Origin of the sequence: Bradyrhizobium guangxiense (assembly GCF_004114915.1) — a bacterium.
Classification (GTDB): domain Bacteria; phylum Pseudomonadota; class Alphaproteobacteria; order Rhizobiales; family Xanthobacteraceae; genus Bradyrhizobium; species Bradyrhizobium guangxiense.
Genome location: NZ_CP022220.1, coordinates 68015 through 94275, shown reverse-complemented (window position 1 = coordinate 94275; position 26261 = coordinate 68015). Strand labels below are relative to the sequence as shown.

The following is a 26261-nucleotide window of genomic DNA, read 5'->3' as shown; positions in this document are numbered from 1 at the left end:
AATGAAGAAACGTATCGCAATCGTCGGCGCCGGCGCTGTCGGCAGCTATCTCGGCGGCCATTTGGCGCGCACCGGCAACGACGTCACGCTGATCGATCCCTGGCCCGAGCACATCGAGACGATCCGCCAACGCGGGCTGCATCTGTCCGGCATGAGGGATGAGGAAACCTGCATCGTTTCGGTCCCGACGATGCACCTCACCGAGGTGCAGAGCCTTTCGAGGCAGCGGCCGATCGATATCGCGATCATCTCCAGCAAATCCTACGATACCGAATGGTGCACGACCCTCATCAGGCCGTATCTCTCGCCGCAGGGCTACGTCGTCTCGGCGCAGAATTCGATCAACGAGGAGATCATCGCCGGCGTCGTCGGATGGGGACGCACGGTCGGCTGCATCGTCGGCAATAATTTCGCCGTCGATCTCTATGAACCGGGCTGCGTCCGTCGCACCATGCCGCGCGACTTCGAGACCAAATCGATTCTCGTCGGTGAGGTCCATGGGCGCGTGACGCCGCGCGTGAAGGAGCTGCACGCCCTGTTTACCCCGATCGACGGCTCTGGCGTCACTACCAATCTGTGGGGCGTGCGCTGGTCGAAGCTCTGCGTCAACGGCATGCGCAACGGCGTCAGCGCCGCGACCGGCATGAGCGGAAACGAACGCGACGCCCATCCCGTGATCCGCCGCCTCGTCATCCGCCTCGGCGGCGAAGCGATCCGGACCGGCCAGTCGCTCGGCCTCGACCTCGAGCACATCACGGGCATCGAGCCGAACCTGCTACGCTCGGCATCCGAAGGCGACGCCACGGCGCTGGCCGAGGTCGAGCGGCACATGCAGAAGGGAACCGGTTCGCAGGCGCGCAGCAATTTGCAGCGTCCCTCGATGGCACAGGATATCCAGAAGGGGCGGCGCACCGAGATCGGTGAGATCAACGGCTTCATCGTCCGCAAGGCGAAGGAGGCCGGCTGCGCAGCGCCGGCGCATGAGCGGATCGTCGATATCGTCCGCAAGGTCGAACGCGGCGAGGTTACCCCGCGCCCGGAGCTGCTGTTCGAGATTTGAGATAGAAAGCCGGGCGATGGAGACGATCAACATGCTGCTGCCGCCGCTCGAAGCGTGGGTCGCAACCATCTTCGCGCGGGCCGGACTCGGCGAAGATGACGCGAGGCTGGCAGCCCGTCGTCTGCTGCTCGCCGACATCACGGGCGTACGGACCCATGGCATCGCGCGTCTGCCCTCGTATTGGCGCCAGCTCGCGCGCCGCGGCTTGAACCCGAGGCCGGATATCAAATGCGGCTGGCATGGCACGGGGTTGGTAATCGACGCCGATCTTGGGCTTGGACAAATCGTTGGCCCCAAGGCGTTGGCACTGGCGATGGATGCGCTTGGCCCGACCCGACCGTTCGTCCCCTTTTTGATCCGCAACGCCGGACATCTTGGCGCAGTCGGCTCGCATCTGCTCGACGTCGCCGAAAGCGGCAGGGGCGGCTTCCTGTCGCAGGTGACCCAGCCGGTGATGGCTCCCGGGGGCGCAACGCGGCCGGCAATCGGTAACAATCCCATTGCATTTGCAGCGCCGAGGCCGGACGGACCACCGCTGCTGATCGACTTCGCGATGAGCAATGTCGCGCGCGGCAAGATCCACGTCGCCCTACGCGATGGCCTGCCGATCCCGGAAGGCTGGGCGATCGACGCGGAGGGCCGGCCGACGACCGACCCGACCGCGGCGCTCGCCGGCTCGATCCTACCGGCCGCCGGTCACAAGGGACTCGCGCTGGCGATGATCGTGGAAGTGCTTGCGGGAGTGCTGACCGGGGCAAGGCCCCTGTTGTCGGAAGGCGGCGCCCCGGGCGGCGTCGGCGCCTTCGGCTTCGTGTTCGATCCGGCGGCGCTCATCGGCAAAGATGCTTTCGATCAGAACATGCAGGCTTGGACGCAGCGCTATCTCGCAGCGGTCGGAGGAAATGGCCGCATTCCCGGCGAGCGCGCGGCAGAACTGCGCGCGCAAGCGGACCAGGTCGGGATCGCGATCGAGCGCAATCTCTTCGAACAACTTGCCGAACTCGGTCGAGAAGGCGGAGCGGTACTTCCAGCTTAGTTCAATCGTTCGCAGGTGAGCTCCGAGGTGCGGTTTGTGGTGGCCGTCTCGTGCGCTGGCGGCGCCGGTGGGAGGACGCGACCGATGAGGGACGTGGCGGTCGTTACGGGCGCAGGGCGTGGAATCGGTCGTGCAATCGCCGACGCGCTCGGTAAGGCCAATTTCACCGTCGCCCACGTGAGTCCCGAGGATCTGGAGCAGGAGCCAATTCCGGCTCCCGACCGGTATTATAGATACGATGTTTTCCGAGATCGGGAAACGATGCGTTGCTGGCCCGGATTGCGGGAGAGCTCGGCGAGCCACCTGCCTGGTCAACAATGCTAGCGTAAGCTCACTGCAGCACTGCAGCGCGGGGATATCCTCGACCTTGAGCCGGAAAGCTACGATCGGACGCTGGACATCAACCTTCGTGCCGGCTTTTTCCTCACACAGTGTTTTGCGAGGAGGTGCCTGGGCCTCGTCGAAAGGCGCCCGGGATCGGTGATCTTCATCGGCTCGGCGAATGCAGAGATCATCGGCGAAAACAGGGCCGACTGTTGTATCAGCAAGGCGGGCGTTGGAATGACACCCGGCCTGACGTCGTAGATGGTGATAGGCTCGGAAGCCAGTCGTGAGGCGAACAGCTTCGTCATCATTCGCACCGAGATGACAGCCGCGGCGAAGGATCGTTATGACGATTTGATCGCCACCGGCGGCATTCCAATGGCGCGCTGGGGCCTGAAGAGATCGGCCGGGCCGTGACCCTCCCTGTTCGCGGAGAGATCCCTTATGCGATCGGCATTCATATCGACGTTGGCGGTGGCCAACAGCTCTCCCGCCTTTGAACTTGAGCTTGCAGTCTTGCGTCCGGTCGAGTTCAGAGCAGAGCGCGTCAGGCGTCAGCGATTCGCGAGGCGATATCCTCGAGCGGACGCCGGCTGAAATCCTTCGCGAGCTGGATTTTGAGCAGTCCGAGCTTCGCAGTCTTCGAGTGCTGATTTGATGGTCGGTGGTGCCAAGAAGCCTATGTCTCGCCCCAGCCGGGCGGGAGCGGCTGGTCCAACCCCGCAGGCAGCTCGGTTCCCGCGCCACCCAAGTGGGTGATGGTCTAGCGGGGTAGTTCGGCGATCTCACCGCCGCGGTCTCCCGGGCTCACTCTATGTCTGGGCGCAAGTCACATCGTTGCGCGAGTTCCTGCCGCATCGGGCCGCAACGCCTCGCTCAGGGGAAGCCATGGCCGCTTGCTAGTCGGTCAATCAATCTATCTAACATCTTGTCGCAGCGGTCAATCTGGTCAATTTCGATAAACTCATCCGGCTTGTGACCCTGCTGCATCGACCCCGGTCCGCAAACGATCGTTGGAACCCCCAGTCTCTGCAAAAACAGGCCGGCTTCCGTTCCGAATGGCACCTTCACCACGTTGGCGTCACCGGTGAGAGACTTGACAAGATGGACGACCGGGGCGTCGCAGGCGATATTGAGCCCGGGATAACTGTTGACTACATCAATATTTATAGCGGCTTCGGACGCGATGGTCCTTGCGCCATTGGCGATTTCACTCGCTCTAGTTCGCAGCCTACTCAATATCTCCTCAGGTATCTCCGCTGCGACATTCCTGATCTCGAACTCTAACTCGCATCGGCTCGGCACAATATTGAGCATTCCCCCCGATTTAATCGTGCCGACGTGAAGCGTTGTATACGGAATTTCGTAGCTCGCATCCCGCGCGCCCTCGTCGCACAACTTAGCTTGCTCTCTGCGGATGGCTTCGACAAATTCGCAACCCAAATGGATCGCGTTTATCCCGGTAGGCGCCAATGCGGAATGGCATTCCCGGCCAACGCAAGTAACGGGAGCCGCAACCTTGCCTTTGTGTCCGATTGCAACGTTCATATTTGTTGGCTCACCAACGATACAGAAAGATTGCCGTTGCAGCTCATTCACCATCGAGTCAAGCAGACCTCGCACTCCTACACAGCCAATCTCTTCATCATATGATAGTGCCAGGTAGAGAGGCGCATTTAAGCGTGTCTTCGACGCCTTAAGCGCGGCGGAAATGGCACAGCCCACAAAGCCTTTCATGTCTGCAGTTCCACGACCATACAGCTTACCGTCTTGTCGTGTGGCGCTAAATGGCGGTTTGGTCCAGCTCTGATCATCGGCCGTAACGACGTCCGTATGACCTGAGAGAATTGCGCCTGGCCGATCATCGGGTCCGATCGTAGCCAGCAAACTCGCTTTTCGCCCGTCCTGCGAATAGACAAGACGGCAGGTCACGCCGTTTTCGCGAAGCAGCTGAACGACAAAGTCAATCAAATTGAGGTTTGATTCCTGGCTGACGGTCGGAAACGCAACCAACCTCTGAATAATGGCGATGCTGTCCATCTGTATTTTGCTCAGTTTTCCAGTTCTTCTGAGGTTCGTAGCGTTCGCTCGTCGCCAGACTACAGCGTCATCATGGTTGTCCGAGACAGCATCAGATCTCCGCTATGAAAGGTCGATACAAAATTAACCCCAATCTGCCCGACATTTGCCAATGCCCACAATTCAGGGGTCTTCTGTCAACATCCGCGGGTTTGCGTAGACTGCTGACTTGAAGCGTATAGCTCAATCTACTCTGTGCTCTGGCACCGCGTCATGAAGACGATCAAGGGAGCGGTGCGGCCAATGGCGAGCGCTCGTCGGAGCGCTATTCGTCACCCGGGACGCCGAACGAAGGAGCCGCTCGTGGATCAAGCGCGCGCTTCACGTAGGCGTTAAGTTGGGGTTTGTAGACCTTCCAGGCAGAAACGAGCAGTTCGATCGGACACTCTTGTGTCCAGTCGCAGCGCAGGTCCACGACTGGCCAACTGACTTGGTCAACAAGCTTCATGCCGGCTGAGTGTAACGGACCGGCCTCCCCGCCGGCGGCCAACCCGGCTCTTAGTGACGCAATCAGGCGGTCACCAAGATGCCCTGACGAACCAATGAATGCATCGACAATTGCGTGCGGTACTCCGTCATTTGCTAGGAGATTGCCGCCGGCCGCGACATTTTCTCCGCTCGTCTGAGCCCATATGCCTAGTGAATTGGGCCCTGAATAAACAGCGGCATTTCCGTCGCGGTCAACTGCCAGTAGCTGGCGATACTCGATAAATCGACTACGTTGTTTCACTTCTTCGACGGCTTCCCACGCGGACATGCCGCTCTCCATCGCATCCAAGGCCAATGGTCCTAGCGAGGGATCAGTTACGTTCTGCGAAGCGACCGCGCCGACACCAGCTCGCGCGAATGAACACCTTGAAGCGACAGCCGGAGATGAAGACGAAATCGCTACGCCGAACATTCCAGTCTGGTCGCACCGAGCAACTAGGGAAAACGTCATACGCTCACTCGGGTATCACCGCTGTGGCGTCGATTTCAACAAGCCACTCAGGTCGCGCCAACGCTTGGACAACAAGTCCTGTGGACACGGGATGCACGCCCTTTATGTACTGACCCATCGTTCGATAAACGGCCTCCCGATGCCGCACGTCGGTAAGGTAAACGACAACCTTGACCAAATGTTCAATCTTACCGCCACTTTCTTCGATGAGTTGCTTAATATTCTGCATCACCTTATGCGTCTGCTCGACAGGATCATGGCTGTCGATGTTGACGGCGTCATTCAAGCTCTGGGGGCACTGGCCCCGTAGCCAAATAATTTTTCCGCCGCTAGTCACCACTGCCTGACATAGATCATTGTCGAGCTTCTGCTCCGGATAAGTGTGTTTCGTATTGAATTTCCGAATCCGCCTATGAGCCACTTCTTGCTCCTTCTTACGTGTCAGCACCCGCAACCCCAACTGGTGAACTGTTTCGCCAAAAAACTTAGGGGCCTCCCGTCGCTTTTCGTGGATCAACTTTCTCCGATTTTACGACGTGATGTTCCAGGTAACGCCGCCGAGTAGAGATACGATCAGCAATATATTTAGCGTCATGCCAGACACCCCAGATAAAAGCGGACCCTCGCCTAGATTGCCAAGGCAAGCCCACAAAGTAGACGCCCGGCTCCGAGGATACCCCACGTTGGTGTTCGGGTTTTCCGGCCTCGTCGAAGGCCTTGACCTTAAGCCAGCTGTAGTCCGACGAAAAGCCCGTCGCCCAGATGATCGTATTCACGCCGGCAGTCTTTAGATTGAGCTCACGCTGCGGATTCATTAGGCAGTCCGGGTCCGGGAGTAACCTGCGCGCTTCAGGCTCCTCCGGAAGTGCAAGTCCATTCCGCCTAACGTATTCATCGGCCTCATCCAACAGAGTGAAGAGCGAGGCGTCACCCATCGCGACATTCTTCGCGAGATCACTGGCAAACGTTACGTTGCCTGCCTCGAACGCTTCAGTTGAGCCAACAAGCATCATTCCGTCTGCGGCGAGCTTCCTGAAGTCGACCGTGTATCCCCCACGGGCCCCACTGACGGAGATCGTTACGTGCTCGGTACCGCGAACTCTTGCTTCATTATCCCACTTTCCCAAGACGCCGAGCCACCAGCAGAAGTCGTAGCCGCGGTAGGAGCGCGGGGGGCGTTCGTGGGGGCCCACGGAGAGATAGACCTTCCGATCAGAGCGCAGAAGTTCGTCTGCGATCTGGCTTCCGGAAGATCCTGCGCCAACAACCAACACGGCCCCTCTAGGCAACTGCTCCGGGTTTCGGTAGTCGCTCGAGTGAATTTGGACGACTCCAATGTCCTGCGGTACTACTTGAGGTATTGTCGGAATCTGGAATGGACCGATCGCTGCAACTACGTTATTTGCCTCCAACGTCCCTTGCGAGGTTTCCACTCGAAAGCCCAATCGTCCCTCGTTCCGTTGTACGGCCGTAACCTCCACCCCACAGCGCACCGGCGCGGCAATCTTCTTTGCGTAGGCAACGAAATAGTCCGCGATCTCCTCCTTACCCGGGAACGCATCAGGGTGCGTCTGAAATGTTAGGCCGGGGAAACGGTCATGCCACGCGGGACCATTAGCCACCAGCGAGTCCCACCGGGCTGTTCGCCATCTCTCCGCGATCCGGTGCCTTTCCAAGACGACGTGAGGAATACCAGCCGAAGTCAGATGTTCACTCATAGCCAGCCCTGCCTGACCGGCTCCGATCACGATCGTATCTACTACTTCTAATGACATCTCTGTATCCATTTCTAATTCGATTGAGTGATCGCGTCGAACATGGAGGAAATCCGGTTCGAGAGTTTGGAGGCGAGCATGATCATGTGGGATTATGTCGGAGCGCTTAGGCCTGCATCTATGCGCCGCAGAAGCTGTTCTGAAACTGAGCGCGGAGTTGCAACATGATGGCATCATACCGCTATGGAATTAGCGACTATCCGTGCGCTTGATACAACCGCCATCCCATTCAGGTTGTGGCCATTGCGGCTCGCCGGCGCTAATAAGGCTCGATGTGAACCATTGCGGGTTCGGGCAAATACATCACGGAATCCGACCAGGCCGTCCCTCATGGAAATAGACCTCGCGTATTCTTGGCGCCCCGCACCCGCTCGACGCCTATGGCCATGGCCGCCGTGCGATTGAACACCTTGTCGCGGCTCGCCCTCGCCACCATCCGATCGAACGCTCGATCGAGAATCTGGTATTCGCGTCGTACTACTTCCTCCTCTTCCCAGAAGAGTTGTTGCAGATCCTGCACCCATTCGAAATAGCTCACCACTACCCCGCCGGAATTGCACAGAATATCCGGGATCAGGAAGATCTCATTCTGTCGCTGCGTAAGAACCAGATCGGCTTCCGGTGTCGTCGGCCCATTGGCCCCTTCAGCGACAATACGGCAACGCAGCTTCGTGGCGACAGCAGCGTCGATGACCCGCTCCATCGCGGCTGGCACAAGAACATCACAAGACAGCGTGAGGACTTCCTGCGGATCGAAGGCTAGTTCACTCGAATACCCCGAGAGACTGCCATGTGTTGCCGCATGTACCACGAGTTCTGGAATGTTGAGGCCGGAAGCGCAGTAGAGCGCGCCGGTGTGGTCGCTGACGGCGATCACTTTAACGCCCATATGGTGAAGCTCAAGTGCGGCGATCGAGCCGACATTTCCGAAGCCCTGCACAGCAGCCGTTGCATGGTTCAGATTGATGCCCTGTTCGTTCATCACGCGGCGCGTCAGATGCGCGACGCCCCGCCCTGTCGCCTCGCGGCGTCCCAATGTCCCTCCGGCGCTGACCGGTTTACCGGTAACGATCTCCGTCACGGTCCGGCCCTGATACATCGAATAGGTGTCCATAAACCACGCCATCACCTGCTCGTTGGTCCCCATATCGGGGGCCATGACATCAGTGTGAGGGCCAACGAAGGGGATCATCTCCTGCATGTAGCGGCGTGATAATGCCTCTAGTTCGCGCCTTGATAGATTCGATGGATCGACGCTGATGCCGCCCTTGGCGCCACCATAGGGCAAGCCGGTTAGGGCGCACTTCCAACTCATCCAGATCGCAAGCGCAGCAACCTCGCCGAGGTCCACACTAGCCGCGAAGCGCGTGCCGCCTTTCGTAGGTCCTAGCGTGAGGTGATGCTGAACTCGATACCCTTCAAAAACCGCCGTCGTGCCGTCGTCTCGATGAATAGGACAAGATACAGTGATCGCGCGCTTTGGTATTAACAAGCGCGCCCTCGCGTCCTGCGGCACAGACAGGTGATCAGCGATCACTTCGAACTGTTGTACGGCCATGTCAAAGACAGGTCCACTGTATGTGGTCACGTTTGCTCCATTGTACTCGATCGAAACCGGATCGGACGGCGGATAGCTACCATTCGAAGTATTCCCGCCGCTGTAAGAGGCAAGCAAGCCCCTTCAGCGAGGTCGTTATGCTGAATTTCAACGAGATTCGATGAGCTGAGCGCTCAAGGTAGGTCGAAATGCCCTTGGACGGATGCCTTGCGGAAAACAACGTTCCCTTGCTTTTAGACACCTGCTGTCGCTGGATAGGGAAAACAACAAGCACTACACGAGAGCGGAGACATCAATTGTGTACATTCGCCTCCGTCTCTCGTGATAGGAGTCGATGCAAACGCACTTCCCATCGCGGCTCCACCTTGGGTGAAGATCACACCGGTTCTCTTTAGCCAGAGTTGGATCAGTATAAAAGCTTCCGAGGTCGAGCCGGACTTCATTGTTGGCATCGAAAAGGAAGAGATCACGCAGGTTGGTCTCGGAATGCGGATACGTATCGCTCAAAAGCCAGCGCATATTCACAGGTGAATAGGACATGTGTCCGTTCTCTCTTAGGAGGCCGTCGCCAATAGTCTGGACTAAGCCATTGTGCGCGTCTTGGTAAACCTGATAGTTTATACGTCCGGCGTGAGGTCCCCAGACGACGATGCTGCTATCATCCCGCCATAACGGGTGAGAGATCTGGTATTCGGACTTTTCGTAGTCGTAGGTACCTACGGCCTTTGAATCGAACCGCCGAGCCAGCTGCGGCAATGGATGATCAGAGCATTCAAGGAGACGTAAGTTGCTTCCATCCGGATCCATTGTGATCAAGCGATGCAAGAAGCAGGTCTCGTCTTCAACACGCTCTGTCCATCGGTGAAGGAAGAGCACACGTGTTGATGACGGATTTATCTCAATATGGCTCACCCAATGAATTGCCTTATCCATGGATGGCTTATGAGCAAGCTCGTAAAGTTGGCGGTAACTGACAACGAGTGTCGAGTCGCCGCTTGCAATGTCGAGGCGCCAAATGCCATCATCGTCCGGTGCATTATCCAGTGGAAGCCGTCCCGCGAGTGCGCAGTAGCCGATCGTCTCATGCGTTTTGTAGAGACGTCGATAGTCAATGCACATCGCGAATTTGCTGTTCGCGGCTACGACGTAAATCGGGATATTGAGATCGCGAGTGCGCCCCGTATCCACGTCGGTAATCCGCGCACCGATGTTGGGATACGGGCCACCCGCGTCGTGCGACGTACGAATATTGTAGATTATGTTACGGCCAGGCATGCCGGTGAGCCATTGTAGTTGGCTCCCCATTTGCCAGTTCCAGGCTTGGGTTCGATCAACCAGCCGAAACTCACGCGCTTCATCAAAATAACCGACATTGCAGCCGCTATTTCTGCCAATGCGGAAGTTAGGTTCATCGACTTGGTGGCCTAGGATAAGGCGACCCTGCCCGTCCCACGGCGTCTTATTATAGTAACCAAAAAAGAAGTTGTAATCCTGACCACCAAGTCGTGTGATGCTGACTCTTTCGTTGATAGTTGAAGGGGACATTGCTCCTCACAGAGTCGTCGTGGTCGATTGCCCAAATGGCATGACGCCTAGTAGGCCTTATTGGTGATGAATCTGGTATTGAGATAGCCTTCAGTTGATTCTAGGCCACCCTCGGAACCGTACCCAGACTCTTTGACGCCGCCAAAGGGCGTTTCCGGCAAGGCAAGGCCCAGGTGGTTGATGCTGAGCATACCGACCTCAAGATTCTCCGCCAGGAACTGAGCGTTCGCCGATGATTCCGTGAAGGCATATCCGGCGAGCCCGAAGGGCAATCGGTTAGCCTCTGCAACAGCTTCATTTGGATTGTCAAAGCCGCTAATGAGCGCGATTGGGCAGAATGGCTCATCGTTCATGACTCGCATCGATGGATCGACATTCGCAAGTACTGTTGGCTGCCTGAATGTTCCGCGAGTAAATAAGCTCTCGCCGCCGCACATGAGCTTTGCGCCTCGCTGCCTCGCGTCGTCCACAAATTGATCGAAGAGTTTCCCTCTGCGTTCGTTCGCGAGGGGGCCCATCTGCGTTGTCGCATCCAGACCGTTGCCAACGACAAGCGATTGTGTCTTTTCAACAAAAGCTGCGACGAACTCATGATAAACATCGTTGTGTACCATAAACCGCGTCGGCGCGGCGCAGGTTTGACCGGCGTTGCGATACTTGCCTGAAACGAGCAGCGCCGCGGCTGAGGATATGTCGGCGTCTTTGAAGACAATCGCCGGCCCATGCCCGCCGAGTTCCATCGTCGTCCTCTTCATCTGCTCGCCCGAGAGCGCAGCTAGATGTTTTCCAACCGGAACAGAGCCGGTGAAGGAGATCTTCCGAATCGCCGGGTGGGCAATCAGGTGCCGCGATATTTCATCGGGAGTGCCGTATGCGAGCTGGACAACACCTGTTGGAATGCCAGCATCGACAAGTGACGTGATGATTGCCGCGGCAGATCGTGGCACCTCTTCCGAGGCCTTGACGATCACGGAGCATCCGGCAGCCAACGCTGGAGCAAGCTTCTTCGCGACTTGGCTCGCGGGGAAATTCCACGGGGGGAACGCAGCAACCGGGCCTACTGGAGCACGTACGACATATTGCGCAACGCCTGCTGCACGCGACGGTATCACGCGCCCATAGAGCCGCCTTCCCTCTTCAGCAGCCCATTCGAAGGCATCGGCGCAACTCGCGATCTCCGCTCGCGCTTCCAAAAGAGGCTTACCTTGCTCCAAGGTGAGAACATGGGCGATGGACTCTAGTCGATCGCGGAGCAGGCCAGCTGCCTTACGTAGCGTAACTCCGCGTTCCACCGCGGGCGTTCTCCGCCAAACATGGAACGCCTTCTCGGCGGACGCAGCTGCACGGTCGAGATCGGCCACCGTCGCCTTAGCGACGTGACCGATCTCCTCGTCAGTTGCTGGATTAAAGATCGGGATCGTTTGCTTCTCAGAGCCGGAGCACCATTCTCCGTCAATAAAGAGGAGCGTATTCTCATATTTCATGTGTTCCCCGCAAGTCATCCGTTATTAAAGCGTCCATTCAAATAGACCAGCGGAGACGCATCGTGGAGACCGATCTCGATGACATCGCCAACGATTATGACGTGATCGCCGCCATCAAAGCTGCTGTTCAGGTGACAGATAATATATGAGGCGACGTCCTGGATAATTGGTAATCGATTTAGACCTTCTCGATAGGAAATCGCCGAAAACTTATCTGTCCCCTTCTTTGCAAACGTCATCGCAATGCGCTCTTGGGATGAGGAGAGCATGTTGATGCAAAACCACCCTGTCGAAGTGATGGCGGGGAGCGAGTTCGACTTTCTGTCGATGCATATCAGGTATTGCAGGGGGCTGATCGATAGGCTGACGACGGCGCTCATCGTGGTGCCGAAAAGCGCTCCGTGACTATCGACTGCAGTTACGACGGCGATTCCAGAGGCCCACTTCCGCGACACTTCTCGAAATGTTTCGGGCGTCGCTGTGGCAATGGCGCGACCTGCATCGATCATCTAATGGACCCTCCTTTGAGGTACCAGCGAAAGCATGATAGCGGTGGCGAAGGACGGCCCCGTCCACAGCGAACAAAGACGTATCATTGCCATTGGCCTTCATCCAATTGAGATACTGAAGGCATGTATTCGGATCAGGCATAGTTGCACCAAACTCGCATGTTCCGCGCGCGGCGCGCAGCGCGCTGATTGCCATTGACCGTTGATTATACTCCTACCAACGCCACTCATCCGTGGTCACGGGCGCCTCAAATGCCAGCTGTGTTAGGCAGCCCGGTGGTCTCCAACGGTCACGATGACCAGGCGACGATGCTTCGGAGTCCCCTACGCAGAATCCGTTCATCCTCGAGCCAAGCCGCTCTCAAACCGCGACGGTAGCCATTCACTCCTCAGAAAAAAGGAGCGCCGACCTCTGAGGCTGGCGGCCGAGTTCGGGAGGGACGCACAGAAGGGCGTAACCGGTATGAGCTCCCACGTCTGCAGTGATCAGCCTGTGCGAGCGTAGCGGGTCGGCATCCAGTACTGACGCATGGCCTCGACGACGTCCGGAATGTCGGCATGGGCGTTGCGCAGGAATTCCTCGGTCTCGCGGCCTTTCCTTGGTGGTCCAAGCAGTGGACGCCCTTGATCGTCGACGCAATGCAGCAGGATGGGCAGGAGCAAGCCGTGGTGTATGTTGCTGACGTCGAGCAGTGGGCCCCAGGCTGATAGTCGCAACCGCATGGCGGCATGGAATCCCTGACACCACGGCCGCGCATCAACGTCGCCATTCGGCTTGCGGCCATGGACCGGTGCGAACCGATGTGGTGCGGTGGAAAGAACATTACTGATGTCGTTGTGGCGCAGCGCGACGGCCGAAATCGCGGCGAACTCCGGCGTGCCGCCATGGTTGAATGCGTCGGCGTCGATGGCGAGCAGCGGACAGATCCAGTCGAGCGGACTCATCGACACCGGCCCGGCCACGATCGCGGCGACATAGCCGTCGAGCATGGGAAGACTGGTGGCGACGGGATGCTGCTCGGCACGAGCCTGTAGCCAAGGCTCAAGTTCGTCGAGCGGCATCGCGGCTGCCGCCATCGATGATGAAGATGATGAACGGCGGCGGCGGGTCATGCGGCCACCCGTGCGCTGAGCTCGCGGGTCGCCTTCCAGTTCCAGGGGAGAAGTTCGTGCAGCTGGTGGCTCTTGGTCTGACCGGAGACGATGCGCTCCAGCACATCGGCCAGATAGGCCTGCGGATCGAGTTCGTGGAGCTTTGCCGTATTGACCAGCGACGCAAGGATTGCCCAGCTCTCGGCGCCGCCCTCGCTGCCGCTGAACAATGAGTTACGGCGCCCCATCGCAATCGGGCGCATTGAACGCTCGACGGTGTTGCTGTCGACCTCGACGCGGCCATCGCGGAGAAATAGCGTCAGTCCGTCCCAGTGATTGAGCGTATAGTTGATGGCCTCCACTAGCTTCGATTGGGAGAACAGGTGGTCGAGCATCGAGGTCAGTCGCGCCTTCAGCACCTCCATCAGCGGTGCGGACCTGGTGCGGCGGGCGGCAAGCCGCTGTTCGGCGCTCAAGCCACGGATCTCGGCCTCGATGGCGTAGACCGCTTGCAGGCGCTCGATCACTTCGTGAGCGAACGGCGACTGCATCGTCTTGTACACCTCGACGAATTTGCGTCGGGCATGCGCGAGACAAAAAGCCAGCTGGATCGCCCCGCCTTGACCGCGGGCAAGCGCTTTGTAGGCGGCATAGCCATCCACCTGCAGAATGCCGGAGAAGCCGGCCAATTGCCCGGCGATCTCCTCGGTGCCGCGGCCATCCGCAAACACATAGGCGACCGCCGGCGGCGATGGGCCACCCCATGGGCGATCATCCATCGCATGCGCCCAGAACTGGCAGATACGAGTGCGATGTCGTCCGGGATCGAGCACCGGCATCGGCGTCTCGTCGCAGAACAGCCGCGGCGAAGCCTGGATCGTCCGCAGCTGAAGCTCATAAAGACTCTTAAGCCACCATGCCGCACGCTTCACCCAGCCGGCGAGCGTCGCGCGGTCGAGATGAAGGCCCTGACCGGCCAGGATCTGCACCTGGCGGTACAGCGGCAGATACCAGGCGAACTTCGAGATCACCACGTGAGCCACGAGTGCCGTCGATGCCATGCCGCTGTCGATCAGACGCGGCAGCACCTTCGCCTGCACCACGCCGTCGGTGCAGCCGCGGCAGGCGTATTTGGGACGAATCGTGCGCAGTACCCGCAGGATCGCCGGGATCACGTCCAGTACCTCGCTCACATCCTCGCCGATCCGGTGCAGAAGGCCCTGGCAGCACGGGCACGCTGTCGTGTCTGGCTCGAGCACCTGCTCGCAGCGAGGCAAATGCTTGGGTAGCGCGCCGATGTTGCGCCTCGCCTTCTTGCGCGGCTTCCCAGCCGGCTTCGTCGCAGGCAAATCGTCGTTGGCTGGCGCAGGTGATGTGACGCCAGTCGCGAGATCGTCCAGTTCGAGCGCGAGCTGCTCGGCCACGATCGCCGCCAGCCGCTCTGAGCGCTTGCCGAAGATCATCTCCTTCAGCGTCTGCATCGCCACACGTAGCTTCTCGTTCTCGGCGTCAAGCGCGAGCACCATCTCGGCCAGAGCCGCTGCATCGGTCGGAAGAGCTTCGGGACGAATCGCCATGATCGAACGATATATCCGCCCATCACAGGCTCCAGCAAAATCTTCGCCTCTCAGCCGACAACGGCCGGCTGCTTCACAGGCTTGTGTGAAACACGCGTCCACTCAAGTCCGTCGAGCAGCATCGCGAGTTGTGTCGCACTCAGATGCACCACGCCGTCGCGGACCGGCGGCCAGGTGAAGTGTCCCTGGTGCAGCCACTTCGTCACCAGCACCATGCCGCTACCATCCCATGCCAGAAGCTTCACTCTGTCCGCGCGCTTGCTGCGGAACACGAAGATGTCGCCGCAATACGAGGTTCGCGTGCAACGCTTCGCTCACCAGCGCCGACAGCGTGTGCACCGACTTGCGAAAGTCGACTGGCTGTGCCGCCAGCACCACCTTGAGGTCAGACCGTAATGCAATCAACGGATGCCCCGAAGCGCCGATAGCACTGTCGAAAGCGTCGCCAGCTCCACTCCGGGCTCGACCCGGATGCGTGCCCCGCCCAGCTCGATCTCGATCATTCCGCCAAGCTTGCCTGGAGCCGATGCCATCTGCGGCGGCACCTTATGCGCGCACGCTAACCGGTCCGACTCGTCTGCCGTCGCCGGACCGCTCTCGGAAGCGATCCGGACCGGCACGAAGCCTGGCGCCTGAAAGCTCACTGCCGTCGCGAACTTGCGCCGCCACACCGTCAGCAACCCACGGACAACGCCATGGCGCCGAGCGACCTCGGAAATATTGGCCCCTTCCTCGAAGCTCTCGGCCACGATCCGAGCCTTCTCTTCAGCCGTCCAGCGCCGTCGTCGACGCTGCCCTGTGATCACCTCGATCCGACGATAGGAGCCGCTTTCCTGCCTGGCATCAAGCCTGGCTTCATGCATGGCATCTGCCATAGCCCACCTCCAAAAAACAGTTCATGCCAGGCTGTATCGCAGCTCATTCGCGCGATGCCCAGGGGGGGGGCTCATGCCGGTTACAGAAGGGCAACGGTAGAAAACCGTTCTACCGCACAACACCGCCGATCGATCGGCGGATCGTGCTCGACACCTCCTGGCTCGCGCGTTGCCGCCCGGTGGGGTCGCTAGAGCATGCATACGAACGCGACTGAGGGGGCGAGTATGATCGTTTCCATCCGAGAGCTTGCCTCGCGCCTTGGTTGACTTCGAGATCCGAAGGCCTCCCGGCATGACATCCTGCGGCGCCACGCGACTGCCGTGACGTGACAGGCCTGCATATTAGAGCCCTACGCCCCGATTTCGGTGGCGTGCTCTGCTACTGGAACGGTAACACTGTCACCATCATCCCTGAGCTGAACAATGACATTGCCAGAGGCGTCCAACGTCATGCGGCTCCCGCGCGGCACAACTAGTGTTGATGATTGCTCATCCAAAAGGGCCGGGCCTTCGATCGATCCTGCAATCCCGAGTTCCGATCGTCGAAGAACTGGGACTTTAACCCAAGCGCGAGTTGCATCATCATACACGGGTCGATAGCGAGATCCCTCCGAGCGAGGAGGGTCTTCCATCCGACCAAGTTTCGCGGGTTCTCGTACTTCTTTCAGGGTTACACGGATGTTCATAATCTCAAGATCAAGATCGGGTATGATATCGCCGAAGATACCTTTATAGGTCTGGATGAACGCAGCGCGAATAGTTTCACGTTCGCTCTCGCTGTAGGGTCCAACGGGCAGTCCTGTTACCAGCTCCGACCCTTGGCCCACAAAGCGAATGTCGGCGCGGCGCTCCATCTGAAGTGTACTGTGCGGAGATCTGGCCTGCGCAATCACGCGCCTTGTGTCGTCTTCCAGGCGCCTGAAGGCTGCTTCGAGTTTCTCGATTTCCATCGATCCCAGCAGGGCGCCAAGCGTTCTCGAGCGATCAACACGCGCGGGTGCAATCAACAAGCCGAGTGCCGACGCGACGCCAGCATTCGGCGGACAGATAACCTGTTTGATGCCGAGACGTCTGGCGACGTCACAACCGTGCATCGGGCCGCCACCGCCCGTCACGATGAGCTTGTACTTAGTTATATCGTGGCCTCGCTCAGCAACATGGACACGCGCGGCGGCTGCCATCGTCTCGTTAACAATGGCCTGAATGCCATTCGCCACTTTGATGAATGGCATCTCTATGGCGTGCCCGACGCCTGTGAGCGCCGCCTCTGCAGCTCCGCGGCGCAAAACCATAGTGCCACCGGCAAAGTTATCAACGTCAATCGCCCCCGAAACAACGTTTGCATCGGTAACCGTTGGCGCAGTTCCGCCGTTCGGGTAGCAGGCGGGGCCAGGTCGCGATCCCGCACTTTGCGGCCCCACCTTGAGCATTCCTAGCTCATCAACATGTGCGATGCTCCCGCCGCCCGCACCGATTTCGATAAGCTCAACAGTCGAGATGTTCACCGGCAATCCGCTTCCTGGGGCGAACCGCTTCTGGCGAGCCGCTTCAAACTGATACGCGATCAGGGGCTCGCCGTTCTCAATCACGCCAAGCTTTGCAGTTGTCCCGCCCATGTCGAAGGCAAGCACATTGTCAAATCCGGAGCGTTTGCCGAAATACGCGGCCACCAATGTGCCAGCAGCCGGCCCCGACTCCAACAGTTCGATCGGCGTACGGCGCGCTTCCTCGATATGCGTCAATCCGCCGTTTGAGAGCATCATGAAAAGTGCTCCTGGTATTCCAAAGGCCTTTAGCTGCACCTCGAGTTCACGCAAATATTTGTCTGCAATGGGCTTGATATACGCGTTCGCGGCGGTCGTTGACGTTCGTTCGTACTCCCGGATTTGTGGGCAGACCTCGGACGAGATCGACAGTTGGACTTGTGGGAAATGCCGCTCGATTAGGCTCTTGGCTCGCAGTTCATTTGTCCCATTGGCATATGAATGCAAGAATGAAACTGCCAGCGAAGTGACGCCCCTGTCGAGCAGCCGGCGTGTTTTTATTAGAAGTTCGTCTTCGTTGAGTGGATGCTGGATGTGCCCGTTGAACAAGGTGCGTTCATTAACTTCAACGCGATCATCCTGCTCAATCAATGGTTTTGGCAATTTCAGAAATAGATCATACAGATCGTATTTAAACTCCCGCTGTAAGTCGAGCGTATCCCTAAAGCCGCTCGTTGTGATCAATCCGGTCCTTGCGCCACGACGCTCGATGAGAGCGTTAGTGAACAACGTTGTCGCATGGACCACGCGACCAATCTGATCGGGATCGGTGCCGCTGGCGTTAACGACCTGCTTTACGCCGGCGAGGGCTCCAATTGTTGGATCATGGGGCGTCGTCAGCTCCTTGTGTGCGACAACGCGACCATCATCAGTGCAATAGAGGACAATGTCGGTGAACGTGCCGCCAATATCGATACCAAGCGAGTACATATCGGATCTAACCCTTCTTATACAAAATCTTTGGCGCCATCGGCTTCGGCCAGCGCTTCCTGAGCGCGGATCGGAACACCAAATCCGCCAGCGCCAGGTGTGCGCAGCAGAACGCGGGCACCAAAGTCGATAGTGTGTTGTATCTTGGGATCAACCCGAACGGTGTTGATCTGGATCTCACCGGCAGCGCCGGGATCGCCGCCTGCTAAGCCATTCGCCACAGCTTCTGGCTTAGTTCGTTCAGCCATAAAGGAAATTATGGTAGGCCCTTTATTTAGATTCTCGAAGAGAAACTCCTGCCCAGCCCCCCCTGTGAACCGACCGCTGCCCGCTGTCCGCGATCGGATTCGGCGGTGGCAAATTCTGATCGGCGCGGTTCGTTCCAGCACCTCGACGGGCGTGGAGGAAATGTTGCTCGGCCAAGACAACACGCTTGCGCCGTCCGAGGCCGCGCTGGCCCCATAGCCTCCGTTCAGGAAGAATAAGTTAGCGAAAGTCTTTCCATCCTCTTTGACGCCGGCCAGGTTTACGCACCAGAGAGGTGAGCCGACGTCGGAGATGACTCTCTCCGGCACGACTTGTGACAGCGCACGCAAGACCATCGCCGGCAGGAAATGTCCGATAAGTGCGCGTGCCCCGCCCGCTGCGGGCGGCTTTGAATTAAGAATTGAGCCAAGAGGTGCATGAATATTGAGCGGTTCCAACGCACCGTCATTGTTTGGCGTGTCGGGCGTAAGAACGGCTTTGATTCCATAGGCAGTGTATGCCGTCGTATAAGCAGCGCAGACGTTGATGGAGCGCTGCACTTGAGGATCTGTACCTCGGTAATCAACCTCGATTTCATCACCATGAACTTTAAGCGCCATCCGCAACACGATGCTATTTTCAAATCCATCGCTGACGGCGGTGGCATGATAGACGCCATCCGGTATTGCGGAAATCGCACGCCGCATCGCGGCTTCCGTCCGACCGCGGATCTGTTGAGACACTTCGGAGAATGAACGGAGCTCCCACTCCTTTAGCAAAGAAATGAGGCGCACCTCCATCAGATGCAGTGCAGAAAACTGCGCATAAAGGTCGCCTACCGTCTGATCTGGCGTACGAACGTTCTGGCGAAGCAGGCTTTCAAATGTGCGGTTCATTCGACCCGCCTCAACCACCTTCATCATTGGGATTTGGAATCCCTCCTCGTACACCTCGCGTGCATCGGCAGAACGGATGCGTCCACCAATGTCAGGAGCGTGCGTGACCGACCCAGCGAACGCAACAATATTGCCATTCAAGAAAATGGGCTTGGCTACCGTGATATCGGGCAGATGGCCGGTGCCAAGCCAGACATCGTTGGTGATCAGGATATCGCCCTCGGAGAGGGTCTCATGTGGAAACTGTTTGAGAAAGCCACGAACCGTCCGCGGAACGGTACCGATAAAGGATGGAATGCTGTTAGCGGGTTGCGCTAACGAGCGTCCTTCGGCATCCATGAGAACGCACGCAAAATCATTAGACTCGCGAACGACGGATGAGAAGGAGGTACGCAGCAGCGTCGTAGCGGCCTCTTCAGTCAGAGAAATCAGCCTTCGCCAAATCAATTCAAGCTGGATTGCATCAAGCACGTGTCAGTCTCCTTGGAGCGCCCGCGGCCTTGCCCTACGGTCTTGCACTCGCCCACGAAGCGCTGCGCGACAGTCGCACCAGCTCGGGCATTCTGCGGGACATTAAGTCAGGCTAAACGCGTCAGCCAATTCTTCTTGCTGCACGCTCTATACGCGGGTGATATAGCATTGGGATTGTTTGGCGGGCACGTCGGCCCGCGAGAGTTGCCTAGCTCGATCCGAAATCCCGCTAGGGGGCTTACTCCGTGCAGTCGCCGCACTTCACGACATGGGGGTCGTTGTGCAGGAACGTTTCCTTCAAGCTACGCGTGAAACGCTGCGACAGCGATGACTTCACAAGATGTCCCGGAAAGATTGCGAACATCTTAACCGAGATTCTCGGCGAAATACGAACAAATCGAACGTTATCGGAAATAAGCGGTTTGATGTAGGGACTTACGACGCCGATGCCAAGGTCGGCGGCGGCGAGCGAACAGAGGATCGCCGAATAGGTGACCTCGATCTCGGACGAGGGTTTCACGCCGTGCTGCGCGAGTGTCTGACGCCACAAATCACTTAGATCGTCTCCACGATTGAGAGTGAGCAGCGTTGCCTCTTGAAAATCAGAGACCGCAACCTCCTTCTTCGAAGCAAGCGGGCTGTTTGCGCAGACCGCACATAGGGCCTCAGATTCGTCACACACCTCGATTTCGAACTCTCCTGTTCGGAAATGAGCTCCGCTCGTCGTCAGGCCAACATCATAAATGCCATTGAGGAGCCCGTCTCTGATCTGCAGCGACCCTCCCGTCTGAAGGTTGATGCTCACACCGGGGCTAGACTGCCGGAATGCCTTCATGATCGTTGGAATAACGCCCATAGCCAGGGACGGAGTGGCAGCGATGCGCAATAGGCCGGTGCCGGATGACCTGATACTTTCAGCGGCTTGCTGTATCGTTTCCAAGCCAAGATAGTGCTTTTGGACGATTTCAAAGAGCATTTTGGCTTCAGGGGTTGGAACCAAACGGCCCCGTCGATAATCGAACAGTCGAAATTTCACAGCGTCTTGCGCTTGCGCCAACAGCCGGCTCACCGACGGTTGCGTTGTATTTAGAATTTCGGCTGCGGCAAGCGTTGTCCCACATTGCATCATAGCCCGAAACGCATCGATCTCGCGGGAACTGAGCGCTCTAGCCATATGCCGCCCAAACAAATTTACATTTTAGATGCATAAGCCCGATTCGAATAAATCAAATGGTATTCTCGGCCATGCGTCAAGTCGTTCGACGGATGAACTTCAGCTCCCACAATAAGAAAGGCCGCGGCGCTTTGTTGCACCGCGGCCCTTTTGTATGCGCATTGAAAGGCTCGACAAAGGCGGCGCGCCACGAGATCTCTTATGGAACGCCTGTAGCTGGACGTTTCGTATTGACGTTTTTGGGATAGCGTAACCCGAGGTTTTCGCGAAGTGTCTTGCCGCGGTAGCTTTTGCGCATAAGTCCGCGTTCCTGGAGCACGGGGACTACCATCGACACAAAATCTTCCAGGCAGGTCGGCATGTAAGGGAACGTTATCATAAACCCATCTCCAGCTTCATTGTCGATCCAACGTTCCATCTCGTCGGCGATCTGGCTTGGAGTGCCACAGAAAATCTCGAATCCGCGTTCGTAGCGCTGTGCAATCTCCCTTAGCGTGAATTTACGCGATCGGATCATGTCCGCAAGTATATTGAAATAACCCTGATGAAGGTTTGAGGAAGTCGGGATCATCTGTTCGGGAACGAGTTCGTCCAGTGGCAGCTTCGACAGGTCGACTTCAAGGTCCGTACTGACATACGCGACCTTGGCTTCAATCGGCATCACACTGTTTAGTAGGCGAAGCTTTTCCTTCGCTTCTGCTTCGGTTGAACCGACCATCGCGCGGAAGCCGGCGAGTACCTTAAGTTCGGAAGGATCACGGCGGTACTTCGCCATCCTGCTTTTGATATCCTTGTAGAGGGACGCAGCCTCCTCAAGAGTTGCGCCCGTTCCGAAGACGACCTCAGCGGTTTCTGCGGCAAATTCCCTACCCACCGAGGACGCGCCCGCCTGGATAATGACGGGTTGCCCCTGCGGAGCACGTGCAATATTGAGTCCGCCTTGTACCTTGAAATGTTTCCCTTCGTATCGAACGTGGTGAAATCGGTTCGGATCGAAGTTCATAGCTCTTGCCTTGTCGAAGATGAAGGCATCATCGTCCCAAGTATCCCAGTAAGCTCGGACCACCTCCAGGGCTTCTCTGGCTCTGGCATAGCGCTCGTCGTGTGGCGGCATCGTCTTATAGCCATAGTTGCGGCATGAATACTGGTTTGCAGTCGTCACAACGTTCCACGCTGCTCGCCCTCCCGAAAGGTGATCGAGCGATGCGAATTGCCGGGCGATATTAAACGGCTCAGTGAAGCTCGCAGATACCGTGGCGCCGAGGCCAAGCTCTTCTGTGCTCGCAGCTAGCGCAGAGAGAAGCGTCAAGGGCTCAAGTACGTTTTGCCCGCGTGGCCATTGCGCCATTGCGTGGAGATTGTCGACATCAACGCCCGGACTGTCCGCTAGAAACATCAGATCGAAGCGGCCTGCTTCACATAGCTTTGCGAGCTCTGTGTAGTACTGAAGACTCAACGCCTTCTTTGGATCCGTATCTGGATGGCGCCACGCGGCACTTGCGCTACCGGCTGCATGTATGAGTGCGGCGAAAGCGATTTCCTTTGCCATTTCGTTCCTCAATTCCTCTCTGGTCGTATGTAGAGATGCTGCGTGTTAATCGAGCACCGCCGAAATGAACTCTTTGGTCCTTGCGCCCTTGGGGTGCATAAGAACCTCTCGGGCAGTGCCTTCTTCTGCGATTTGGCCTTGTTCCATAAAGATCACGCGATCTGCGACCTCGCTCGCAAATCCAAGTTCGTGCGTAACGACCACCATAGTCATGCCGGTGCGTGCCAATTCCTTCATCGCCGCGAGGACTTCGGCAACGAGTTCAGGATCGAGTGCAGATGTCGGCTCGTCGAAGAGCATAAGGCGCGGGTGCATAGCCATAGCCCGCGCGATGGCCACACGTTGTTGCTGGCCGCCAGACAGGCTGGAAGGGTACGCGTTACGCTTCTCGGATAAGCCTACGCGTGCTAGGAGGGCTTCCGCCTCACAAACGACGTCAGCCTTATTGCGCTTTAAGACACGCACGGGTCCCTCAATGACATTGTCAAGAGCAGTCATATGGGGAAAGAGATTAAATCGTTGAAACACCATCGCGGTCTTCGTCCGCTGGCGGGCGAGTTCCGCACCGCCTAGTGGCCGCAATTGCGACCCCACTTGGCGATAGCCCACGATTTCGTCGTCTATCCAGATATGTCCTGAGTCGACGGAAACCAGTTGATTAATACATCTCAAGAGCGTCGTTTTGCCTGAGCCTGATGAGCCGATCAAACACACTACTTCATTGGGCATGACGTCGAGGGAGACGCCGTCCAGAACTTGTAGATTTCCATACCGCTTCTTAACTCTTCTCATTGAGAGCAAAGGCTTGGTCATCGGACCCTCACGACAGATGTTCCCCGCGCGAACCGCCATTCGAGCAGCAACTGAAGCGGCGTGAGAATGGAGACAGCGAGGAGATACCAAGCGCCTGCTACGATCAGTAGCTCAATCACGCGCTGATTGACGAAGTACACGTTCTGTGCGCTGTAAAGTAAATCGGTGTACTGGATCACGCTGGCGAGTGACGTCATTTTTACCATTCCAATAAACTCGTTACCAATCGGCGGAACTATCACGCGCATTGCTTGAGGTAGGACGATTCTCCAGAGCGCGTGTAGACGGGTCATGCCAATCGACTGTGCCGCTTCGTGCTGGCCCGCATCAACCGAGAGGATTCCGGCGCGAATGACCTCCGAGGTATAGGCACCCTGATTGATGCCAAGGCCAAGCAGCGCGGCCCAAAAGGGCGTGATGACATCGACAGTCGGGGCCGTCCACAGACCGGGAATGCCGATGACTGGGATGATTAAGGCTAGATTATACCAAATCAGAAGCTGGAGGATTACCGGCGTCCCGCGAAAGAACCATTGGTAGCCAAATGCGACGATGACTAGGAGCGGATTATCCGACATTCGCATAATCGAGATAGCCAAGCCGAGCGCGACACCGACAATCATCGCCAGCACGGACAAGATCATCGTATGCCAGAAGCCCGCGAGAATTGTAGGCGCCGCTAAGTATTTGGCAACAACGTTCCATTCGATCTGCGCGTTAGCGAAGGCCCTTACAATAAGGACCAACAGACCAAGAACTAGTACGCCCATTATCCAGCGGCCGACGTAACGCGGCGGCACGATCTCGACCAACGACAGATCGGGCCGTGAAAAGAGAGTGGAGGAACCGCTGCTCGATCGTACAGGCTTTTTTGACACCGCGCTCATTTTCGCGGTTCCGAATTTAGATATACTTCCGAAATAGCGAGTTTGCTCAACTGATATCTAGCCAGGATCTTTGCATAAGTGCCGTCCTTAATCATCGCATCCAGAGCGTCGGCGATCGCGTCACGCAGCGCGACATCGCCCTTACGCACACCAATTGCCTTGAATTCTGGCGCGAAGGGCTCGCCGATCGTCTTGTAAAGGCCTTTGGACTCCGCAATCATGTAAGGAACCTCGACGAAGCCCTGCAGTGCTGCATCAATTCGGCCTTGCGTTAGCTGCAGCCGCGTATCTGGCGTTGATTCGGTGCCAATCAACTTCACAGCCGGCATTCCCTTCTGAACGCAGTCCGACTCGCTCTTTGCAAGCATCACTTTGTACCAAACAGTGGACCGAATGGCGCCGGCCCGCTTACCGCAAAGATCGGACAACTCCTTTAGCTGAGAATTGGAAAGTGCGTAGACCTGATAGAAATCCCTGAAGTAATCGACCATCTCCATAATGGAATGACGTTCAGGGAGGTCGCTAAGTCCACCCATGATGATATCGATCCGACCGGTCTGCAGTGACGGGATGTACTGCGCAAATAGCATTTCATTGAATTCGGCCTTGACGCCCAAACGTGCTGCGATTTCCCGGCCAATATCTACATTCATCCCTCTGAATTCGCCCGTCTCCGGATCCTTGAACTGCAGCGGTGGCAATGCATTGCTGAGCCCCATGCGCAGGACTCCCGCCGTTTTGACTGCGTCGGGCACCTGGATCTCTGCTGCACTCACTACCCTCCAGGAGGCAATGGAAAGCCCTACAATTGCTGATAGGGCAACAACTTTCGCGATTTGACTGGTGAACCCGTTTACTCGCCACGGTCCCATCTATTTCTCCTCCCTATTGGTAGCCCTTGCCTTCAGGGGCACGTGTTTCACTCGGCCGCGTGCTGTTGAGGGTAGGAAATTAGACCTCAATGACGCGGCACCGACGTCTTCCATTGGCCAGCACGGCAAACCGCGAAGCGTGCTTGGGCTCGACACGGGAAGCTGGGCGGCAGTTTCGCAACTCGTAAAGTGTTGCTTTCCTGCCGCCACAGCTCGACGGTGCTAATTAGCAACGCTAAGGGGCGGGCTATTTTGGATCAAATTCATTCTATCAAGGTCAGTATGCATCCAAGGCATAGGCCGACCCTCAGCACAAAAAATGGCCCATGCTAGGACAAAACGCGCCATCCATTGATTGTGCGTTGCGGGGCCTCGCGAACCGCTGAGCGGCAGTCTCGATGGCGGTCTCCATTATTAGAGCTCCGGAGCGGGAAAGGGAGGTGCTCTTTCCGTGACACCTGCGCGATGGCAACGGCATGGGCGATGTCCTCGGAGTTGAAGTGTATCGAACGCACTTAAAGATGCTTGTCGCCACACGACCGGGCGAGATCTCGGTGACGCGAGCGCGAGATCAGTAAAGAACGGGGCTCAGCCCGCGAACGCGCAATACGCTGGCCTTGGTGGCATGATGGCTAGGGATGAAGAAAGCCAGGGCGTTCTGGAAAGGCGTAGTGGCCAGCGACCGACCAGACGTCAACCACGTAGCGGCGCGCATCGGCATTCTTGTCACGATCAGCCGTTTCACGTGCAGTGCCGCGCGCAGATTGACGTCGAGCAGCGCGTGGATTTCGTCAGACGCAAGGTCTAGGATGTTGCTACGCTGCGACTGACCGGCCTTGTTGACGAGAACGTCGAATGTGGTCGTACGCGCTAGCGCTCCAGGACGTCGAGATCGTTAATCTCGCGCCGACAGCCTCCGCATCCGGCTTGGCCGACAGCCTGGCCAGCGGCCGAACCTCGCGCTAGCGAGTAAATTAGAAGCCCTGAGGGCGGAAGCGGCGCCGAACCGTCGCAGCCCTGACTAA

The 26261-nt window shown here is 57.6% G+C and carries 23 protein-coding genes and 2 pseudogenes; 5 read left to right on the top strand and 20 right to left on the bottom strand.

From position 1 onward, the window contains the following. The first annotated feature begins 1 nt into the window (after position 1). The 5 genes from X268_RS34960 to X268_RS39730 all read left to right on the top strand — a co-directional run bounded on the left by X268_RS34960 (position 2) and on the right by X268_RS39730 (position 2837). Positions 2–1060, top strand: a complete 1059-nt coding sequence (locus tag X268_RS34960) for a ketopantoate reductase family protein (RefSeq protein WP_164934239.1) — start codon at positions 2–4, stop codon at positions 1058–1060. Positions 1061–1091: 31 nt separating this feature from the next. Beyond that, the gene (locus X268_RS34955; RefSeq protein WP_164938219.1) at positions 1092–2096 is read left to right on the top strand and encodes an Ldh family oxidoreductase; all 1005 of its coding nucleotides are present in this window, start codon (positions 1092–1094) and stop codon (positions 2094–2096) included. Positions 2097–2180: 84 nt separating this feature from the next. Beyond that, a complete protein-coding gene (locus X268_RS40900; protein ID WP_128929546.1) occupies positions 2181–2420 on the top strand; it encodes an SDR family NAD(P)-dependent oxidoreductase in 240 nt (79 codons plus the stop codon). Positions 2421–2438: 18 nt separating this feature from the next. Beyond that, on the top strand, positions 2439–2681 hold the full coding sequence (locus X268_RS40895) for an SDR family oxidoreductase (RefSeq protein ID WP_128930146.1): 243 nt from the start codon (positions 2439–2441) through the stop codon (positions 2679–2681). Continuing rightward, complete coding sequence (locus X268_RS39730) at positions 2682–2837, top strand: hypothetical protein (RefSeq protein ID WP_164934241.1); 156 nt, start codon at positions 2682–2684, stop codon at positions 2835–2837. It begins immediately after the preceding gene. Between the two features lie 459 nt (positions 2838–3296). On the opposite strand, the gene argE is transcribed toward X268_RS39730, so the two are convergent. The 20 genes and pseudogenes from argE to X268_RS40885 form a co-directional block, all read right to left on the bottom strand. After that, complete coding sequence (argE, locus tag X268_RS34940) at positions 3297–4460, bottom strand: acetylornithine deacetylase (protein WP_128929545.1); 1164 nt, start codon at positions 4458–4460, stop codon at positions 3297–3299. A gap of 304 nt (positions 4461–4764) precedes the next feature. Further along, positions 4765–5439 carry a DUF1028 domain-containing protein gene (locus X268_RS34935; protein WP_128929544.1) on the bottom strand — a complete coding sequence of 225 codons (675 nt, stop codon included), beginning with the start codon at positions 5437–5439 and terminating at the stop codon, positions 4765–4767. 4 nt (positions 5440–5443) lie between these two features. After that, the gene (locus X268_RS34930) at positions 5444–5860 is read right to left on the bottom strand and encodes a RidA family protein (RefSeq protein WP_128930145.1); all 417 of its coding nucleotides are present in this window, start codon (positions 5858–5860) and stop codon (positions 5444–5446) included. 64 nt (positions 5861–5924) lie between these two features. Next, complete coding sequence (locus X268_RS34925; RefSeq protein ID WP_128930144.1) at positions 5925–7214, bottom strand: flavin-containing monooxygenase; 1290 nt, start codon at positions 7212–7214, stop codon at positions 5925–5927. A 328-nt stretch (positions 7215–7542) separates the two neighbouring features. Next, positions 7543–8802, bottom strand: coding sequence for a Glu/Leu/Phe/Val family dehydrogenase (locus tag X268_RS34920; protein WP_128929543.1), 1260 nt, complete (start codon positions 8800–8802; stop codon positions 7543–7545). A 243-nt stretch (positions 8803–9045) separates the two neighbouring features. Then, positions 9046–10317, bottom strand: coding sequence for a hypothetical protein (locus tag X268_RS34915; protein WP_128929542.1), 1272 nt, complete (start codon positions 10315–10317; stop codon positions 9046–9048). Positions 10318–10364: 47 nt separating this feature from the next. Next, positions 10365–11801, bottom strand: coding sequence for an NAD-dependent succinate-semialdehyde dehydrogenase (locus X268_RS34910; RefSeq protein WP_128929541.1), 1437 nt, complete (start codon positions 11799–11801; stop codon positions 10365–10367). Between the two features lie 14 nt (positions 11802–11815). Beyond that, positions 11816–12310 carry a flavin reductase family protein gene (locus X268_RS34905; RefSeq protein ID WP_128929540.1) on the bottom strand — a complete coding sequence of 165 codons (495 nt, stop codon included), beginning with the start codon at positions 12308–12310 and terminating at the stop codon, positions 11816–11818. Between the two features lie 486 nt (positions 12311–12796). Then, positions 12797–13423: a UPF0149 family protein gene (locus tag X268_RS34900; protein ID WP_232995571.1), complete on the bottom strand. Its 627-nt coding sequence runs from the start codon at positions 13421–13423 to the stop codon at positions 12797–12799. After that, on the bottom strand, positions 13420–14979 hold the full coding sequence (gene tnpC, locus X268_RS34895; protein WP_128929539.1) for an IS66 family transposase: 1560 nt from the start codon (positions 14977–14979) through the stop codon (positions 13420–13422). Before tnpC ends, X268_RS34900 begins: the two co-directional genes overlap by 4 nt. A 50-nt stretch (positions 14980–15029) precedes the next feature. After that, positions 15030–15384: pseudogene (gene tnpB, locus X268_RS34890) on the bottom strand (IS66 family insertion sequence element accessory protein TnpB). Further along, positions 15381–15854, bottom strand: coding sequence for an IS66-like element accessory protein TnpA (gene tnpA / locus X268_RS40890; RefSeq protein WP_128929538.1), 474 nt, complete (start codon positions 15852–15854; stop codon positions 15381–15383). The pseudogene tnpB and the gene tnpA overlap by 4 nt, the downstream one beginning before the upstream one ends. 350 nt (positions 15855–16204) lie before the next feature. After that, a complete protein-coding gene (locus X268_RS34880) occupies positions 16205–18328 on the bottom strand; it encodes a hydantoinase/oxoprolinase family protein (protein ID WP_128929537.1) in 2124 nt (707 codons plus the stop codon). Between the two features lie 17 nt (positions 18329–18345). After that, positions 18346–19941 carry a hydantoinase B/oxoprolinase family protein gene (locus X268_RS34875; protein ID WP_128929536.1) on the bottom strand — a complete coding sequence of 532 codons (1596 nt, stop codon included), beginning with the start codon at positions 19939–19941 and terminating at the stop codon, positions 18346–18348. A 238-nt stretch (positions 19942–20179) separates the two neighbouring features. After that, positions 20180–21115 carry a LysR substrate-binding domain-containing protein gene (locus X268_RS34870; protein WP_128929535.1) on the bottom strand — a complete coding sequence of 312 codons (936 nt, stop codon included), beginning with the start codon at positions 21113–21115 and terminating at the stop codon, positions 20180–20182. A gap of 199 nt (positions 21116–21314) precedes the next feature. Beyond that, the gene (locus tag X268_RS34865; protein ID WP_128929534.1) at positions 21315–22664 is read right to left on the bottom strand and encodes an LLM class flavin-dependent oxidoreductase; all 1350 of its coding nucleotides are present in this window, start codon (positions 22662–22664) and stop codon (positions 21315–21317) included. Positions 22665–22709: 45 nt separating this feature from the next. Beyond that, on the bottom strand, positions 22710–23477 hold the full coding sequence (locus X268_RS34860; protein WP_128929533.1) for an amino acid ABC transporter ATP-binding protein: 768 nt from the start codon (positions 23475–23477) through the stop codon (positions 22710–22712). Further along, positions 23474–24364 (bottom strand): amino acid ABC transporter permease, encoded by an 891-nt coding sequence (locus X268_RS34855; protein WP_128929532.1) that lies wholly within the window; start codon positions 24362–24364, stop codon positions 23474–23476. Before X268_RS34855 ends, X268_RS34860 begins: the two co-directional genes overlap by 4 nt. Next, positions 24361–25236 carry an ABC transporter substrate-binding protein gene (locus X268_RS34850; protein WP_128929531.1) on the bottom strand — a complete coding sequence of 292 codons (876 nt, stop codon included), beginning with the start codon at positions 25234–25236 and terminating at the stop codon, positions 24361–24363. Before X268_RS34850 ends, X268_RS34855 begins: the two co-directional genes overlap by 4 nt. Positions 25237–25807: 571 nt before the next feature. Next, positions 25808–26050 (bottom strand): annotated as a pseudogene (locus X268_RS40885) (hypothetical protein); the annotation flags it as partial. Positions 26051–26261: the final 211 nt, after the last annotated feature.